The 17,675-nt window shown below is 44.9% G+C and carries 15 protein-coding genes; 12 read left to right on the forward strand and 3 right to left on the reverse strand.

Going from position 1 to position 17,675, the window contains the following annotated elements:
* Window positions 1-10 precede the first annotated feature (10 nt).
* The gene (gene tssM, locus QF117_RS10780; protein WP_282388936.1) at window positions 11-3,553 is read left to right on the forward strand and encodes a type VI secretion system membrane subunit TssM; all 3,543 of its coding nucleotides are present in this window, start codon (window positions 11-13) and stop codon (window positions 3,551-3,553) included.
* Window positions 3,554-3,604: 51 nt separating this feature from the next.
* Window positions 3,605-4,870 carry a type VI secretion system ImpA family N-terminal domain-containing protein gene (locus QF117_RS10785; protein WP_282388937.1) on the forward strand — a complete coding sequence of 422 codons (1,266 nt, stop codon included), beginning with the start codon at window positions 3,605-3,607 and terminating at the stop codon, window positions 4,868-4,870.
* Window positions 4,871-4,877: 7 nt separating this feature from the next.
* Here QF117_RS10785 and QF117_RS10790 read toward each other — a convergent pair whose 3' ends face one another.
* Window positions 4,878-5,870, reverse strand: a complete 993-nt coding sequence (locus QF117_RS10790) for a hypothetical protein (RefSeq protein WP_282388938.1) — start codon at window positions 5,868-5,870, stop codon at window positions 4,878-4,880.
* 274 nt (window positions 5,871-6,144) lie between these two features.
* On the opposite strand from QF117_RS10790, the gene QF117_RS10795 reads away from it, so the two are divergent.
* The 10 genes from QF117_RS10795 (at window position 6,145) to QF117_RS10840 (ending at window position 16,624) form a co-directional block, all read left to right on the forward strand.
* The gene (locus tag QF117_RS10795; RefSeq protein WP_282387829.1) at window positions 6,145-6,663 is read left to right on the forward strand and encodes an Hcp family type VI secretion system effector; all 519 of its coding nucleotides are present in this window, start codon (window positions 6,145-6,147) and stop codon (window positions 6,661-6,663) included.
* A 122-nt stretch (window positions 6,664-6,785) separates the two neighbouring features.
* Complete coding sequence (tssI, locus tag QF117_RS10800) at window positions 6,786-8,855, forward strand: type VI secretion system tip protein TssI/VgrG (protein ID WP_282387886.1); 2,070 nt, start codon at window positions 6,786-6,788, stop codon at window positions 8,853-8,855.
* A complete protein-coding gene (locus QF117_RS10805; RefSeq protein WP_282387883.1) occupies window positions 8,855-9,736 on the forward strand; it encodes a DUF4123 domain-containing protein in 882 nt (293 codons plus the stop codon). The genes tssI and QF117_RS10805 overlap by 1 nt, the downstream gene beginning before the upstream one ends.
* On the forward strand, window positions 9,736-11,808 hold the full coding sequence (locus tag QF117_RS10810) for a lipase (protein ID WP_282388939.1): 2,073 nt from the start codon (window positions 9,736-9,738) through the stop codon (window positions 11,806-11,808). The genes QF117_RS10805 and QF117_RS10810 overlap by 1 nt, the downstream gene beginning before the upstream one ends.
* Window positions 11,805-12,503, forward strand: coding sequence for a hypothetical protein (locus QF117_RS10815; protein WP_282388940.1), 699 nt, complete (start codon window positions 11,805-11,807; stop codon window positions 12,501-12,503). Before QF117_RS10810 ends, QF117_RS10815 begins: the two co-directional genes overlap by 4 nt.
* 2 nt (window positions 12,504-12,505) lie before the next feature.
* Complete coding sequence (locus QF117_RS10820) at window positions 12,506-12,790, forward strand: type VI secretion system PAAR protein (RefSeq protein ID WP_282387880.1); 285 nt, start codon at window positions 12,506-12,508, stop codon at window positions 12,788-12,790.
* 189 nt (window positions 12,791-12,979) lie between these two features.
* Window positions 12,980-13,459 (forward strand): hypothetical protein, encoded by a 480-nt coding sequence (locus QF117_RS10825; protein WP_282388941.1) that lies wholly within the window; start codon window positions 12,980-12,982, stop codon window positions 13,457-13,459.
* Entirely contained in the window at window positions 13,456-15,510 is a 2,055-nt protein-coding gene (locus tag QF117_RS10830; RefSeq protein ID WP_282388942.1) for a DUF2235 domain-containing protein, read from the forward strand. Before QF117_RS10825 ends, QF117_RS10830 begins: the two co-directional genes overlap by 4 nt.
* Window positions 15,503-16,327, forward strand: a complete 825-nt coding sequence (locus QF117_RS10835; RefSeq protein WP_282388943.1) for a DUF2931 family protein — start codon at window positions 15,503-15,505, stop codon at window positions 16,325-16,327. Before QF117_RS10830 ends, QF117_RS10835 begins: the two co-directional genes overlap by 8 nt.
* Before the next feature lie 12 nt (window positions 16,328-16,339).
* Window positions 16,340-16,624 (forward strand): type VI secretion system PAAR protein, encoded by a 285-nt coding sequence (locus QF117_RS10840; RefSeq protein ID WP_282388944.1) that lies wholly within the window; start codon window positions 16,340-16,342, stop codon window positions 16,622-16,624.
* Between the two features lie 303 nt (window positions 16,625-16,927).
* Here QF117_RS10840 and QF117_RS10845 read toward each other — a convergent pair whose 3' ends face one another.
* Complete coding sequence (locus QF117_RS10845) at window positions 16,928-17,041, reverse strand: HU family DNA-binding protein (protein ID WP_282388945.1); 114 nt, start codon at window positions 17,039-17,041, stop codon at window positions 16,928-16,930.
* A gap of 28 nt (window positions 17,042-17,069) precedes the next feature.
* Window positions 17,070-17,216: an adenosine deaminase gene (locus tag QF117_RS10850; RefSeq protein ID WP_282387902.1), complete on the reverse strand. Its 147-nt coding sequence runs from the start codon at window positions 17,214-17,216 to the stop codon at window positions 17,070-17,072.
* Between the last annotated feature and the right edge of the window lie 459 nt (window positions 17,217-17,675).

Raw genomic sequence — 17,675 nt, forward strand, 5'->3', positions numbered from 1 at the left:
AGGACTGTCCATGTGGAAAAGTATCATTGGTGTCGTTAAGACATTTAGGCCGGGGATTACAGCAGCGCTTCCAATTCTGTTGTTTACATTATTTATTTTATTAAACGTCGCCATTTGGTGGTCAGGTCCTTGGTTAGATATTCAAGGCAGTAAACCATTAAAGTCGATATCTGCTCGTGGTGTAGCGAGTTTCATATTGATATTACTCTCTCTTTCCTGTTGGGGAGTGTGGCAATGGCGCAAACTGCAAGGTTTTAAAAACCAGCAACAGCGTGAAGATCAGCTAAAGCAAGACCCTATTCGATCCTATGAAGAGCGCCAAGAAGCAGAGCTTAATAACGTGATGAGAGAGATGAAACAAAGCCTCGATACTCGTCATTATCTTTACGCTTTACCTTGGTATCTCGTGCTTGGATTAGAAAACGCCGGCAAAACCAGTTTGATTCATCGCTCTGGACAAAATTTTGCGCTCTCCTCGACCATGCGAGCCTCTGGACAAAAAAGTGACAACCCATACTCATTCGACTGGTGGATTGGCGACGAATCAGTCTTGATTGATCCTGACGGCGAATTACTGACACAAGGCAACAACCGTGAAGAGCGTGATGGAGAGTTAGAGCGCCGCCTATGGCTACATTTTGTCAACTGGTTGGAAAAAACACGTCGCCGCCGACCACTTAACGGGATCGTCTTGGCATTGGATGTGTCACACTTAGCCACAGCGAATGCGAGTGAGCGTAAAGCTTATGCCAATTTATTACGAGCCCGTATTCGTGAACTCATGGATACATTAGCAACTCGTCTACCTGTATACATTACTTTAACGAAGCTCGATCTCCTTTATGGCTTTGAACCTTTCTTCAGACATTACTCTAAATCGCAACGAGAGGAAATATTAGGGTTTACCTTCTCACTTGAGTCCGTTGATAATTTTGACCGTTGGTTAGAAGAGTTCAGTCAGGACTATGATCAGTTTGTTGCCCGTATCAATGAACTCTTCCCCCAAACGGTCGCGGAGCCGATTGAGCAAGAAGAGCGCGATGCAATTTATAGCTTTGCCCGTCAAATTTCCGGATTACAAAGTATCTTAAAAACATTTTTCCAAGATGCACTCTCTAGCGATCAATTCTCGACCTCAGCTTTAGTGCGTGGCGCCTACTTTACCTCCGTATATCAACAGGGCGTACCCATTAATGCCTTTGGCGACTCAGCATCACGCCGATACGGTTTGTCACACTCTGTAAATAAAGCGCAAAAAGCAAAGAACTCAACCACCTATTTTACACAGCAACTGTTTAGTAATGTGATATATCCTGAAGCAGCTCTCGCTTCGGATAACGTTCGAGTCACTAAACAAAAGCGCCGCTTAATAAAACTGTCATTCGCCACTTGTTTCATTACATCTGTGTTATTAATGGGTAGCTGGCATCGTTATTATCAAATTAACATCCACCGCTCTGATGCCGTATTAAGTAAGGTAAACGAATATAAAGATAGTTACCCTTCTCACATAGCGCTGGCGTCACAAAAAGATATTTTAGAGGCATTGAACTACATTCGTCACGCAACGTTAGAGTTTGGTTTTTTTCGTGATAAGCCACGTTATGTCTCTGACTTTGGTCTCTATCAAGGACACACAATCGGCCCAATGGTTGAAAATACCTACTTAAACTTATTGGAGACCCGCTTTTTACCTTTGCTAATGACTGAAGTGGTGGTCGAGCTAAAACAAGCGAAAACCGAAGAGGAAAAACTGGCCGCATTACGAGTTTATCGTATGATGACAGATAAAAGTGGGCGTTATAAAGACTACGTCCTCAATTACTTCAGTCAGTATTGGCAACGCGCTTTTGCTGGACAAAAGAAAGTCCAAGCTGAGCTTAATGAGCATTTAGACTATGCTATGCGTCAGACAGACTTAGCCAGTGCACGAGCTCAAGGAGAAATTTGGGCGGAGCAAGTGATGAGGCCATATGATTCTACCATTGCTAAAATTCAATCCGAACTTAGTAGTATCCCCAACGATCAGCGTGTATACCGCAACCTTAAACTCAATGCACCAACCGCTCTTGGCCCTGCGATCAGTATTCGTAACTTAATCGGTCCGACTTTTGATATTGTATTTGAAGAGCGTATCGCTAACCGCAGCTTATATATCCCCCAAATGCTGACCAAAGAAGGTTTTGAAAATTACTTCATGCCTCGCTCTGAGTCGGTATCGGAGTTGACTCTGATTGACAGTTGGGTTCTCGGCCAATCTAAAGTGGCTCAGTTTAGTAAGGCTGACAAACAAGTCTTGCGTAAAAAAATCCGTAATCTGTATATCGCGGATTACGTCAGTACTTGGCGAGCCGCACTGAATGATATTAACATTAAGTATTTTAGTGATATCAATGATGCCGTTCTGGTACTAGACAACCTCACCAGTAATCTCGAGCCGCTGCAGCGACTGCTACGCACACTAAAAAACAACACCCAAATAATTATCGGTTTAGATCCAGACAATGACGCCTATGATGAACTACTGAAAAGTGCTCAATACAAAGTAGCGTCGAGCATTGAATCGCCATTCTCTGAATTAAACTCGATGCTTAAATCTGTCGGCGAGCAACCGGCTTACATTACTGAAGTATTAGCATCCGTTGAAGAGCTCAAGCTTTACCTCAGATCAATTCAAGAGTCCCCCGATATCGGTATGGCTGCATTAGAGGCAACAAAAGAACGGATTAAGTTGGTCAACTCTGATCCGATTTATACCTTGAAACGCATCTCGTCAGGCTTACCAAGCCCGCTAGAGAGTATGGTGGCAAAACTTGCTGATGAGAGTTGGTATGTCATCAAACAAGAAGCGATAAAGCACTTAGAAGTGCGTTGGTATGATGATGTTTATGAGCCTTATTACACCAAACTAGCCAGTCGTTACCCCTTTAATAATCAATCAAAAAAAGATGTGGCTTTACAAGACTTTGAAGCCTTTTTTGCACCTAAAGGGACATTGGACAATTTCTACGAAAATCAGCTGAAAGTGTTTATTGAGGAAAATATTACCGTTGATGAAGATGATCGTGCTCAATCACTCGTTCGCCCAGAGGTGTTATCACAAATTGCTCAAGCACAGCGTATTCAACAAGCTTTCTTCAATCGTAAAGGGATCCTAGATGTGAATTTTTCTGTAGAGCCACTTCTGTTAAGCAGTAATAAACGCCGAAGTGTTCTCAATGTTGATGGTCAAACTCTGGCATACAGTCACGGATCTCGTGATGCCGTTGAATTAATTTGGCCCAATACATTGCGTGATTCGGCAGTATCAAAAGTGACACTGGTACCCACAAAAACAAACCTATCTCCGAGGAGCCTAAATTTAAAAGGACCCTGGTCATTCTTCCGTTTACTGGATAAAAGCAACGTGCTATCGGCCAGTAAAACATCGGTTGACTACCAGTTCTCCGTTGATGGCGGAGAGATGGTATATCGCCTCAATGCAGAGTCTGAGGGTAACCCCTTTACCGAACGTTTATTCAAGTCGTTCGAATTATCGAAGACGCTCTACTAAAACAACAAAAGGGGCGAGATAATTCGCCTCTTCCACTAGATTGAAGTACTTATGTCCAATACGATTTTACTTGACCAAGAGATCTACCATATTACGTCAGACTCTCATTCCATTCGCTATTTAGAGCACTATCAAAAGGTAAGAGATGAGATTAACTGTCGTTTTAACCCGTTATCTGGTGGAACCAATTGGCAAGTCATTTACGATGCTTGTGAAAATCTGGCTAAAGGACCAGGCGTTGATTTGCTTATGTGTGGCTACTTTACAGTTGCGAAACTCAAAGTTGAAGGTATTTCAGGTTATGCCAATGGCTTAGAGTTACTCATGCAATGCTTAAATTTACTGTCTAAGCCTGATCCCAAGTCAGCTAAAATGTATAAAGATGTGTTGGAGTGGGTCAATAGCAAAGTGGTTCCAGAGTTAAAAAAAATGAAACCAACTCAAGAGCAGCTAAGAGATCTTTACCGTAGTGAAAGAATGTGTGAAAGCATTCACCATTGGATGACTCTCCATCAACCCGAGATTGATGTGAATTTTGAAGGCGTCGGATTTGTTTTATTTGAACATATCGACCGGATTGAGACGCGCTACCATACCGCTTTAAAACGCCAAGAAAAACAACAAAACAAAACAGGCGATTTCACACGTAAGCACTACCGACTAAGTCTGATTGCTACGTACTTTATTGCCACCCTCGTAAGTATCACAGGGCTCTGGTTTTACAGTAACCCGAATTTATTAAATATGTACTCGTTTAAGCAATGGGTCGAGGTGCCCGTTTTGACAACGGACAACCTAGAAAGCTTCATTGACAACACAACGTCAGCCAAATTAGCGGCGATTCATTCTGAGATAGTCCCCTTGTATTTATCGACGATTACCGAAAAAAATCGAACTTCTATTGAACAACCTCACTTAGAAGCCTTAGAGCTGATTGATGTATTACAAAACCTTTATTCTGAAGATGAACAAGTTAATCAAATGAGCTTAGCGCTGCATCAAGACCAAAAGCTTGCACTTAAACAAACAAACGAGTTAGTGACTCGGTTTAATGAAGTGCGAACTAAAATGGCAAATATTGCCTTGTTAGCCAAGAAACGTCATTGGTCTCAAATCGAAAACGAAGCTAAATCGTTAGAAGCGTTTGCCGTTAGCCTATCTCCTATCTATGGCCGTCTTGGCTATATTGAGAAATTGATAGAAGAAGAACAAGTCCAACAAGCACAAAAGGAGTTCGACGTACTAAAAAATCGGCTCAATAATTTAAGCTGGAAAGTCACCGAACTCCAACGAGAGCTGCCTATACAACACAATTAAACTCACATTAAGCGTTATCTTCCGAACAACTCGCCTGCTCCCATAGCTCGTCATGGTAATAGTATAGGGCGTCGCTCGATACCAACGATTGAGCCAATGCCTCAGCGTCGACCAGCAACTCACTGGAAAAGACGTGGGGCAGCGTGTTTACATTGTCAGCCACTCTTTGATAGAGAAGCCTAAAGCGATCAGTGCCCGCGCGGTCAAGATAAAGAGAGTAATACGCGTAGGCTTTGGCTAAGTTTGGCTCGACAAAGGCGTAACTATCACTCTGACCATGGTAAATAAAACCCAGACTGGCTAAGGCGAGCAAATCCCCTCGCTTGGCGTTGACTTCTCGCCAGTGAAACGCTTCATCAAATTCCCCCTCTTTTTCGAGTGTTCTAATGACCTGTCGAATGGCAGGGATGTTCCCTTTTTCGGCTTCAGATAAATAGATGCCCTTGGCTTCTTTTGGTGGTTGATGACTGGCGTATTCCAACCTCGCGGCGGATAAATCAAAGGTAACGGCTTGCAGCAGTTCATACTCAGACAGCGCGAGATCACCTTCTCTTTTATGATATTGAGATAATCGAAAATAAGCGTTTGCAGGCTGCGTCGCGCCTAATTTAATCAATTGGTCGTAATAACGCTGTTTCCATTGTGCGCGCTCCCTCTCAGACAGCCACTCTCCCTGCTGATAAAGAAACCGGATTGACGCTAAATGCCCTTGCTTTGCACCTTGTAGAAGCGTCGTTTGGCTTTGCCTAGAAAAATCTTTAGGGCTGATTTTATACGACAACAATCTTGCTGTGAGATACGCCGCATCTTGGTGTCCTTGAATCGCCGCACTTTCTAAAGGCACGAGCGCCTCATTGAACTTAGATTGACCGTAGAGTAAACAGCCACGACGAAAGGCGTCATCTGACCCACTTTGCGACAGGTCACCTTGAACTTGAGCGGGGAGATAAAAAGAAGTACACGCCAACCCCATTGACAGTGTTAAACGAAGTTTACTCACAATAGATATTCCCTAGGTTGTATTTATCATTTATTAAAGCAAAAAGCATACCCACTAACTGAGTCATGATACAGCCTCATTTCATATCAGCACACGAGCCTTGCGAGCAAGAAGTTGCCCAGCCTGAGCAAGAAGTTGCCCGAATCGAGCAAGAAGTTGCCCAGCAAACCAAGCCCTCCTGTAAGTTGTTGATTATATTGAAATCTAGTTTTGGCATACGTTATGCATTAACACGTCGTCAACTCAGTAAATAAATAAATAAAGGAAATACACTATGCCAACGCCATGTTATATCTCTATTCAAGGTGAAATTCAGGGACTCATCACATCAGGGGCGTGCACCTCTGATTCTATCGGCGACTCTTACGTTGAAGGGCACGAAGACGAAATGCTGGTTCAAAAGTTCGAGCATGTCATTTCGGTTCCAACGGACCCACAATCTGGTCAACCTTCTGGTCAGCGTGTGCATAAGCCGTTTAAATTCACCGTGTCTTTAAACAAATCGGTGCCACTGCTTTACAATGCCCTCTCTTCAGGCGAGAAAATGAAAGAGGTCGAGCTAAAATGGTATCGCACATCCATTGAAGGTAAACAAGAGAACTTCTTTACCACCAAGCTTGAAAACGCCTCTATTGTCGACATCGAATGTGAAATGCCACACTGCCAAGACCCATCCATGTCCGATTTCACTCAGAACCTGACCGTGTCAATGTCTTACCGCAAAATCACGTGGGACCACATTAACGCAGGCACATCAGGCTCTGATGATTGGCGTAAACCTATCGAAGCCTAATTTAGGCCTCTCCCTCAGGTGCCACCTCTTCGGTGAGCATCTGAGACTGTTAGCCTTACATGACTGAACGCTCAGTCATGTAAGGCTAAGGTTTTTATTTTTCAAGAAGACAAGGAGGCCATATGGCCACATTGGCGTACACGATAACCGTAGAGGGACTGAGCGATGACGCCTTTAAGGTCACTCAATTTAGCGGGCAAGAGTCTTTATCGGCCAGCCAGTTTAACGACCGGCCTTGCTATGGCTTTTGTTATGACATCAACCTCGCCAGTCGCCTCTCCACCCTCACTGCGGACGATGTCGTTGACCGACGTGTTGAATTAAAGATGTACCGCAACCAGCAATTGGTTCAACGCGTTCACGGTATTGCGCGTGCTTTTACTCAAAAAGAGACGGGGCATCACCACACCTTCTATGCGCTGACCTTGGTGCCGGCGCTTGAGCGTTTATCCCTGCGCCATAATAGTCGTATTTTTCAACACCAAACGGCTCCTGATATCATCGCTACTTTGTTACAGGAAATGGGGATTGACGACTACACGTTTTCACTCACGCAAGCCTCGCTTGAGCGTGAGTTCTGTGTTCAGTACCGAGAAAGTGATTTGGATTTTCTGCACCGCCTCGCCGCAGAAGAAGGCATCGTCTACAGCTTTGCTCACGAAGCGGGCATGCACACCTTAATCTTCAGTGACTCCAGCGCACTGCTGACCCAAATAGAGCCGCCAATACCTTACAACGCTCTCGGCGGTAGCGTGAGTGATACACCTTACATCCAAAGTTTTCACTATCAGTCTGAGTCTCACATCAGTCAGGTTGAGCTAAAAGACACCAGCTTCAAAAAGCCCGCCTACTCGTTTAGCCAAACCGCTCAAGCGGCGGACATCGAATACCAACAACCGGACTACGTGCATTTTGATGCGCCAGGCCGTTATAAAAAAGACGATAATGGCGCTAAATTCACTCAAGCTCGTCTTGAGTCTTTAAGACGCAAAGCGCAAGTCGCGACGGGTAAAAGTAACGAGCCTTTATTACGCGCTGGGTATCGATTTAATATGGATGGGCATCTCGATAACGTCTTCAATCGAGATTGGGTGCTGGTAACAATCAATCGCCAAGGCGAGCAACCTCAAGCGCTGGAAGAAGAGGCTGGGCATGGGGCCACCACCTACAATAATCAATGGGAGGCTATCCCTGCCCACCTCAACTGGCAAGCTGCTCCCCAAGTAAGACCGACCGTCGATGGCCCGATGATAGCCACGGTCGTTGGCCCTGAAGGTGAAGAGATTTTCTGCGACGAATACGGACGAGTTAAAATTCGTTTTCATTGGGATAGAGATGAGATTGACGATGAGCAGCGCTCTTGCTGGGTGAGAGTCTCACAAAGTTGGGCGGGCGGGCAATACGGCGCGATGGCTCTCCCTCGTATAGGACATGAAGTCATTGTCTCGTTTTTAAATGGCGACCCAGACCAACCCATCATCACTGGTCGCACTTACCACGCGACGAACACGCCCCCCTATGCTCTGCCAGAGAATAAAACCAAAACCGTGCTTCGCAGTCAAACTCATCAAGGGGAAGGGTTTAACGAATTAAGCTTTGAAGACCAAGCGGAGAAAGAGCAAATCTATCTCCATGCTCAAAAAGACTTTGATGCTCAAGTGTTAAACGACATGACGCAGCACATTAAGCATGACCAACACACGACGGTCGACAATGACCATTTCTCCCAAATCAAGAATAACCATCATCTGACGGTTGAAGGTGAGCGCCGCTCTCTTACCCAAAAAGACGCCACGGAGATTATAAAAGGAAGCCTGCATCAGAAAGTGGGCGATATTTACGTGATTGAATCGGCCAATGAGATTCACCTTAAAGCAGGGACAAAAGTGGTGATAGAAGCGGGCGCAGAGCTGACGTTAAAAGCGGGCGGCAGTTTTGTGAAAGTGGACGCATCTGGCGTGAGCCTTGTCGGGGCGGGGATTAACCTGAACTCGGGAGGCAGCGCGGGCAGCGGCAGTGGGTTTGCAGGGAAAATGGCAGAGCGGCCTAAAAGCATCAAGACCACAGAAACCAGCAAGGCCCCATCACCAGAAAAAGCAATAGCACAATCAGAGCCAGTGACGTTACCTGCACGCACGCCCACAACACCACCAAACGCACTCCTCAAACCTTGCGAACAAAAGGCAACATAATGATGTCAGTGAACGTTACTCAATGGCTCAATGAACAAAAAGAGTCAGATAAAAACCTGTACATTATCGTTGACCCTAAGTCAGCACATCAACCTCATGTCGTTTTTTACCAATGTGACGGGATAGATGGCGGACCATTGATGAGTCCAGAGGCTTTGACCAATCCAGAGGATGGGCCGTGGTTATTACCTGTTACTGTTAATGCGCGGTTTTTAGATTGGTGGCAACAGAGTGAACACGCTAATAGTGGCATTCTCATTGCTACCGATTCCAGCTATAAAGCGCTGCGTGAATACTTCGCTGGTTTATTTCAGGCCATCATCCAAGGTGAAAAAGTCTTCTTCCCTTTTTATAAACCGGATGACCTTGCAACTATGTTGCCGCGTTTAGATCCCGAAGAGGTCACTCTTCTTCTTAAAAACCATCGCGTATTAATTCGACACGATGAGCAATGGCTACATTGGCAATCTAAGCGCCCAAGTAATCAAAATCAATCGAAGAGCCAAATACAAAATGAACCTTGGTGGGTAATCAAAACGCATCATTTGGATGGCGCACCTAACCTTCCGCTATTGAGCCGTAACGTTGAAACCTGGCTGTGGCAACATCAATCTCACTTAATGCAATCAAGAATAGAGCAAGGTTTACCTGATTTTAATGCGCTCTTCCAAACCCATTTCACTGCATTAGAATCCATACCAAACACTCAGGCTCAAGCGCTTACTGTGCAAGAAAAAACGTTGACGGCCAGCGTGCTGACTCTCTATGGACAAGCCACACTAATACAACCTTCGATTCAAGACGACATTGCCAAACTTAAAGATGACGAGTTGTTATTTGGTCTAACAAATCTATTCAGTCAATTACAAGGAAAAGCCTAATGGCGATTGAAATGTACAACCACTGCGTCTTGTGTAATCCAGAGGTTAACTGGTTAGAAGTGGAGTTTCGCAGTGAAAACGATGAGCCAATTAACAACTTAATCGTGACTATTACTAACCCAAGCACGCTGCAAACCCACACGATGACCGCTTATCAGGGATATTGTGTGTTTGGTCATATTGCCGCTGGAGAATGGGTAATCAGTGTCGAAACCGAAAACCTCCTAACCACGGTTGAACAATACAAAAGTCGCAAGGAGGGAGAGCCATCCCCTGTAAAAGCAAGAGCAGAAAAGGAACTCGGCGCGGCTCATAAAAATGACAAAAAATACCATTTGGTTAGTGTCGGGGATTTATGGGAGACGCCCCCCGAAGACACCTTTCTGACGGAGCATCACAGCGCAATCATGAGTAATGTGCGTGCAGAGCTGAATGGGGTTCGAGCGTGGCACAACGCGACCGTTGTACTAGAGATAAAGGCACTACGCAGCTACATGCCGATGATTGTGGATACCGATGAGTTTAACCTCATCAATAGTTATACTTTTGCTTTGTTGTCGCAACTCGCTTATGCCAATAATGAGTATGGCGATCCAAGAAATGAAAAGGTGCCGCAAGGTGGGCATGATGAAATTTTAAAATCATTGAAAGCGAAGCAGAGGCCAACGTATTCAGCGGGGAGTGAAGTCACTTGGTTACTTGACGAAATACCATACTCACAAGCACTGCAAGGGGAGTTTTACCGTGATGACACCATAGGCGCTGAAGGTTACATTTTCAGTAATGATGATATTGCTATTATTGGTGTCAGAGGCACTGAAACCCATTTTATCAACGATGACGCCTTTCAGGTTGGCAACAACAAACAAGCCGCTTTAGTTACACAGGTCAGCTCAACACTCCCAATATTGAAAGTAACAGAGGTTGTGGATGGGGTGTTAGCGGCAATCGGCTCTCCTGGTTATCAAGACGTAATCAGCGACATTGATGCATCTCAAATTACACCACCAGAATTTGAGGGGGCGTATGTGCATCAAGGGTTTTATCAATATGCAATTGCGCTGTGGAAACCAATTGATGACGCAATACTAAAGTATCATGAAGGAAAAGAAATTTACATTTGTGGACATAGTCTCGGTGGCGCAGGCGCTTTACTCTTGAGCGGCCTTATTCAAGATACCTATGCCCCATCATCATTGCGCCTCTACACCTACGGCATGCCTCGTACGGGCACTCACAGCTTTGTAAAACGTTACCGCTCAATTGTTCACCATAGACATGTGAATAATCACGACCTCGTGGCCCAAATCCCCATGCGATGGATGAACACCAACCCACATGATACAAACGACTCGATACCTTTATGGAAGTATCTATCGCCGGCCTTGTACCTATGGGATTCACTTAAAGAGCGAATCATGGACAACGATGATGACAACTACCAACACCATGGCAATCTCATTCAACTGTTGACCTACAGCCAAGCAAAACATCACCCTGACGATGTTAAACAAGTTATGCTAACGGAAAAGCAGACGCACATCACCAGTTTGACATTGGCGTCCAATAAAACCGAAGACTCGTACCGTTTGGCCAAAACATTAAGTAACGATCACATTGATATTAATGGCTATGTCGACACCATTACGCAGTCGGGAGCGGATCATCTGTTGGGCGAATATATCCCGAACTTGAAACAACAAATCATACTGTTGCTTGACAAAACCTCAACGGAGAATTATCAATCAGCTCAACATATAATCCAACAGACAGAAGCAAGGTTACTGAAAGCTTACCGCGCACTCAAAGAAGATGAAGTAAACGCCTTAGCAATGCACGCTATTTCAAGAAAAGACCCTGCCGCCCACGTGCAGCGAGAGCATGAACGTTCACAGGCAATCTTTGCGGTCAGACAAGAAATTAAGTTGACGGAAAAAATAACGCTGAATGTTCAGAGAGTGAGAAAAGAGCTTAATGCTTTAGTAACAACGCCTGAGTTATTACCAAGCGAACAGTTGCTGTTTGGTGACCAAACCATAGATATACAAACGGTTAAGGAGCAATTGCAATGAGTATCAAAGAGCGAACATTATCGATGGTACTTATCGCTACCACAGCAATAACATTGATTTATTATTTGGCGCCATCGGAGAAAATATGGGGAGCTGGTGAAGAGCCTTATATGGTGATTGCTGGGAAAAAACCATTGGATGCGAAGATCAGTGTTCGAGTGAACTACTTTGGGCGTGGAGAAAACTGCTCGGGGTGGTCATGGAGTGCTGCCAGTGGTGATGTGAAAAAAGGGATTTACAATGAAAGTTTCAACATTGAACACAATTTTTCACAAGCTAAAGACGCTTATGAACTACGGATCCCATACCAACCAAGGCAGCCAGAGACAAACTGCATTACTCAACTATCTAATATGGAAGTGAAATTAGTTAATGCCTTCGATACCGTGGGGTTTGCAAATTTACGCATTCACCGATCAGGGACTGATTATGACAACAAACCGATGGATGTGAGTTCGAAAGTCGAAGCTAGAATGTGTGAGCCCTTTTACTCTCAAAAGTATGATAGATGGACAAATGGTTTTGGCTGCCACTTTTATGTTAATGATAAAAAAACATCAAAATCCAAAGAGTTTAACGCTTATACGATTCACTTCGATTTCTCTCAATTCAATGACAATACGGTGATCCACTACGACATTTTAGCCGGTGATGATTACCGCAGTACTCCATTAGATCCACAAACAGGAAAATAATCATGGCAAAAGGCGCACTTGTTGGAGATATTGGCTCTGGGCATGATGGGTTTCCACCTACGCCCATTATATCAGGCTCATCGACGGTTAAGATTGATGGCCGTGCAGTGGCAAGGCAAGGGGATCCACTAGAGCCTCACGACAAACCCAAGCACCCTAAACACCCAAGAGCCATCAAAGAAGGTTCAAAAACAGTCATAATTGATGGTAAACCTGCTGCACGTGTCGGTGATGCTATCTCATGTGGTGGCATCATTGTTGGTGGCTCTTCAGTGAATATAGGTTAGGAGCCCCTCTCCCCGAACTTACTGAAAATATACTCTCAAATAAGTCTTGGAAACAGCGGTATGGTTATCATAAGCAGTCACTCTAAGAAACGGTGATGTATCGAGTTAAACAGTGGCTAGGGAACAATTAAATATAAGTTGCAAGTTGTTAAAACCCTTCTTTGGGCTTTTTTAGAAGGTGAGGAAGTCTTGTTTCGTTTTTATGACCCAGTCGTCATTATTCCGATACTAAAAGCGATGGACGAGAGAGACCGTCTGTGCTTTTTAGGTAATATTGAGTCATGGTCACTCTGGGATGGTGACCGTCAAAGGCTCTATAGCAACAGTGCAACCCAACAATTTGCATTGCAAGAGGCCCCCTGGTGGAAAATCAAAGAGACTCATCTCACACCAAAAGAAGATTTGACGCACATAGCCAGCAATATCGAACGTCGGCTCTGGGCAACGTTACCTCAAGCCATGAATGCTTTGCCTCGGCCTAAGCGCTTTATAGAAAGCGCATTACACCAATTTAAGAGCGCGCAAAGAGACGCAGAGGATGCCCAACTGTTCGTCCTGTCTTGTCTTACCAAAGAGAGTAAGATAGACATCAATGACATTGCGCTCGCCATGCATTTATCCTCCACCGAAGTCGAACAATTGAATACATTCATAAGAGAGTTAACATGATATTTGGAGCCTTAGGGGTGAGTGAGCACTGTGTCCCTTGTGAAAGCTACACACATTGGATAGAAATTCATATTAGGGATGAGCATAATCAGCCTTTTCCAAACATCAAAGGTATTTTAGTGGATGGGAGCGGCGCGGCTTACCCTGTTGTTATTGGAGAGGCGCCCATTCGGCTTGTTAGCTTAGCACCAGGCCGTGTTTCCATTCAGTTTGAAAATAAAACTTGGCTCCATGAAACACAGAGCCGCCTACCCTATGAAGGAGGAGACCTACCTGTACAACGTTGGCTAGAAGATAACCCGACAGGTGGTAGTGGCTCTCCATGGACGCATCACACGCTCACATTGGGGGACTTTGTTGAATTAGAAGAAGGGCAACAAATTCCTAGTCGCCATCAGAGAGAGGCGCTTGGCGTCGTTAAACTCGTCACTGACCAAAGTCACTTTGTGACCATTCAGGGGTGTCGCTACATTACGCTCCGTTTGGGCCTGTTTTTTGATGGTACCGCCAATAACACCTACAGCGCTCAGTGGGGGAAATCTCAGTTAGAAGCGCGTTATCAATATTGGAAAGCTGCGTATGATGCATCAAAAGAGATAGCGAGAGCGCCAGATATTCATCCAACACAGTTCATCGAGCAATGTTTTGATTGGGGGGAGGTAAAGAGCAGCGCAGCCAGCGAGCTCACCAACATTCAGAAGCTCTTCGATTTATACCAAAGTAACACCTTTAATGAGCATCAAACCGTCTTCCGTTTTGCTCACTACATCACGGGGATAGGAACAAGCAACAGTACAGATATTGCCAAGGCTGAAGAAGATGACCCAGGCTTGGGCTTTGGTATGGGTAAATTCGGCATTATTGAAAAAGTCACGACTGGCATTGAGGGTGTGTGTGGGGAACTTAGAAAAATTCTAGATCGTGAAAAGGTAATTTATGATGGTTTTAATAAGCTGGAGTTTGATGTCTTTGGTTTCAGTCGAGGCGCCGCCGCCGCTCGGCACTGCATTAATACCGTATTGGGAGGGCAGCAAAGTTTATTCTCTCAAGCGTTCATCCGCACATTACAGACGCTAGAAGGTGATTACACCCTAACCGCCGACTTTGATTGGGATAAAAACAAACACTGCGAGGTGATGTTTGCGGGGCTCTTTGATACCGTCACCGCTTATGGAGTAGCGCATAACAGCAAGAATGAGCCCGTACGACTCTGGTTAGACCCAGACCGAGTACGCAAGGCTGTGCATCTTGTGGCGAATAAGCACACCGAATATCGGTATAATTTCAGCCTGAACAAACTCAACCCAGCTCCTCACTTTGACGAACTCGTCCTTCCTGGCGCACATTCTGACATTGGAGGTGGGTATCACTCTCGCATGGCTTTCTCTCAAGACGATTTTTTACTGCCATTACTCGAGAATAAACGCATTTACACCGCTAAAAACGCTGACCTTTCATTTTTTGGAAAAAATAAGCAATTTGAAGCGCTGACAGCCGAGTTAGAAAAGGTGTTAGATGCTGAAGTTAAACATGGCTGGCAGAGGGAAGATTACTTACTCACGCCCCCCGAAGTCACTTATGAGGCGAAAAACACCAGCGGCGCTCAGGCTCATCTACTCTATCGAAAGTGTACGGAAGGGGATTTATCACGCCTCTACTTACGAGTGATGTATGGATTGGCTGAGTTTGCGGGCGTGCCTGTTTATGACAAAGAGGAAGGTCCTGAGGTTTGGATATGCACAGAGAGTGAAAAAAGCTCTCACCTTTACTACCCCGTGCAAAGTAAGCTGCTATACCCACATCAGCCAGCTCTGCCTCCCTATCCTTTTGGAAAACTGTGCCAAGGTGCGCTCGATAACGCAAAAGCCGGGAATGTGGACAAAATACAACAACTCTTAGGCTCTCAAGATATGCTCGATAACTTCATGGAGCTGGGGCTAATCCATCATTCATCCGATATGGATGACGTGTTGGGTCTTGATTTAATTACCCCGAATAAACCACATACCATCAATAACCGCTATGAGCGCGAGGAGTACGACGGTGAATAAAAATCATCAATCAGCTGCTGCCCTCGCTTTGTTATTTAGTTTGATGGGGTGCTCAGAGCAAGATTACCCTGACGATGAATGGTTCGGAGCTTGGCGCATTGGAGCGGCCATTTCTTACAACTACCCTGCGGGCATTACTCAAGCGTATGGGGTGAATTATGAGGAAGACTGGACCAGCATGATGTTGCCGTATGGGGGGCTGTTGCAATCTCGTTATGACATGGAAAAATACCGTGAATATATCTCCCCTGACTACGACGGCTATGCATTGCCTTTGGGGGTGCCAGTGAACTATACCCCTTTCCAGCTGGGCTCTGGAATAAAATCCTTGCCGGATGAGCTTTATATCTACTGGGGAAGTCACGGCTATCGATACGCGACGGTCGTTGAGGTCACCCCGCAAATCAAAGCGGCCATGGTGAAAGTTTATCCACACCCAAGAGGTAGAACTCGAAGCTGCTATCAAACTGAATTTCTGTTTGGCTTTCTCCCAGATGGGAGGACGAAACTCTGGCTTGATGGGTGTCTTTTGTTAACTTACGTTGGGGAATACAAACCAACCAAGGCGGTGCCTACCCCTCCACCAAAACCAGAAAATAAACCTAAAGCGCTCACGCCAGAGCAAATTGAACAACATGGACACCTACTTTTTGATACTGAACCTTCAAAGAAGCCTGAGCCGCCAAAAGCATACCCAAGACCCTCGCGTGACGACCCTATCCCTTGGGATAAAGTGAATCAAGTGTGGGTGGACCCAGACCGTACAGTGCAAAATCTTGATGATGTGATATCACCCACATCGCTAACAAACAAGTAAAGGAGAGCATCCATGGCAAAAGGCGCACTTGTTGGAGATATAGGCTCTGGGCATGATGGGTTTCCACCTACGCCCATTATATCAGGCTCATCGACGGTTAAGATTGATGGCCGTGCAGTGGCAAGGCAAGGGGATCCACTAGAGCCTCACGACAAACCCAAGCCCCCTAAACACCCAAGAGCCATCAAAGAAGGTTCAAAAACAGTCATAATTGATGGTAAACCTGCTGCACGTGTCGGTGATGCTATCTCATGTGGTGGCATCATTGTTGGTGGCTCTTCAGTGAATATAGGTTAGGAGCCCCTCTCCCCGAACTTACTGAAAATATACTCTCAAATAAGTCTTGGAAACAGCGGTATGGTTATCATAAGCAGTCACTCTAAGAAACGGTGATGTATCGAGTTAAACAGCGGCTAGGGAACAATTAAATATAAGTTGCAAGTTGTTAAAACTGAAGCATCAAAGACTCATCAACCAAAGCTGAAAGTATCAAGATGAACAAACAGATGTGTAGAAGTAACTCATCAGAGCCAGTATTTAAAGGAAATAAATTTATGTACGGAAAAGTGACTTGCTGGGTTTCAGGCAGAGAGTTTAGACTCATTCTAGAGACTGTTCAATCCCTTGTGTAATAGCATCCAGTGCATCGTGCGCTTGCTTTTTGGTGATGTCGGCTTGCTCTGAGATAACATCGATAAGTTGGGTTTTATTCATTTGAATGTCCTATGGTTGTTTTAATCGTTTAAAGCTCGAACTGTTTATCAAATTCTTGTTGCTCTTGCCACTGTTCAATTTTCTTACGTGTCTCATGGGCTGTGACATCACTCTTTACACGCTTTAGCTTTGGTACGCTCTCTACGTCTTTCTTAATCTTAGTTTTCTTTGTCATGACATTTCCCTCCGCCAACAAACGGCATTAATGTTTCCACACTCTAGGGTTCGGCCCAAAGCGGTTGTGATAAGGCTCCCCTTTCTTTAAAAGACCATAAAGCAAGAATAACGTTCCAAGTACCGGAACCAGCCCCATGAATAGCTACCTAAAAGAATACCCAGAATCATGAAGGCGACGACAAGAAGAGGTGATGAGAGCTGGGCAAGTCATTACGACATAACCTAAAAGAGCCGCTTCGCTGAACCAGTAGGAAACCACGCCATAAGCCAAGAATAAAGTGATGAGCACATGAATGATGAGAAAGCACCAGAAGCTTCGACGAGTTAATCGTCCATTAAGCCGAAAACTGTGTCTTAGTACTTTTAGATACTCCACCACCTTCCCCTATTAAAAATTCCCATAAAAATCAACTTGCTTTAGATAGAATAGCACCATGGCATCATGTTGCATTGATTA

This window comes from Vibrio sp. YMD68 (assembly GCF_029958905.1).
Lineage (GTDB): Bacteria > Pseudomonadota > Gammaproteobacteria > Enterobacterales > Vibrionaceae > Vibrio.

Coding starts and splice junctions, on each gene's coding strand:
- tssM (WP_282388936.1), top strand. CDS start 11: ATGTGGAAAAGTATCATTGGTGTCGTTAAGACATTTAGGCCGGGGATT.
- QF117_RS10785 (WP_282388937.1), top strand. CDS start 3,605: ATGTCCAATACGATTTTACTTGACCAAGAGATCTACCATATTACGTCA.
- QF117_RS10795 (WP_282387829.1), top strand. CDS start 6,145: ATGCCAACGCCATGTTATATCTCTATTCAAGGTGAAATTCAGGGACTC.
- tssI (WP_282387886.1), top strand. CDS start 6,786: ATGGCCACATTGGCGTACACGATAACCGTAGAGGGACTGAGCGATGAC.
- QF117_RS10805 (WP_282387883.1), top strand. CDS start 8,855: ATGATGTCAGTGAACGTTACTCAATGGCTCAATGAACAAAAAGAGTCA.
- QF117_RS10810 (WP_282388939.1), top strand. CDS start 9,736: ATGGCGATTGAAATGTACAACCACTGCGTCTTGTGTAATCCAGAGGTT.
- QF117_RS10815 (WP_282388940.1), top strand. CDS start 11,805: ATGAGTATCAAAGAGCGAACATTATCGATGGTACTTATCGCTACCACA.
- QF117_RS10820 (WP_282387880.1), top strand. CDS start 12,506: ATGGCAAAAGGCGCACTTGTTGGAGATATTGGCTCTGGGCATGATGGG.
- QF117_RS10830 (WP_282388942.1), top strand. CDS start 13,456: ATGATATTTGGAGCCTTAGGGGTGAGTGAGCACTGTGTCCCTTGTGAA.
- QF117_RS10840 (WP_282388944.1), top strand. CDS start 16,340: ATGGCAAAAGGCGCACTTGTTGGAGATATAGGCTCTGGGCATGATGGG.
- QF117_RS10845 (WP_282388945.1), bottom strand. CDS start 17,041: ATGAATAAAACCCAACTTATCGATGTTATCTCAGAGCAAGCCGACATC.
- QF117_RS10850 (WP_282387902.1), bottom strand. CDS start 17,216: ATGACAAAGAAAACTAAGATTAAGAAAGACGTAGAGAGCGTACCAAAG.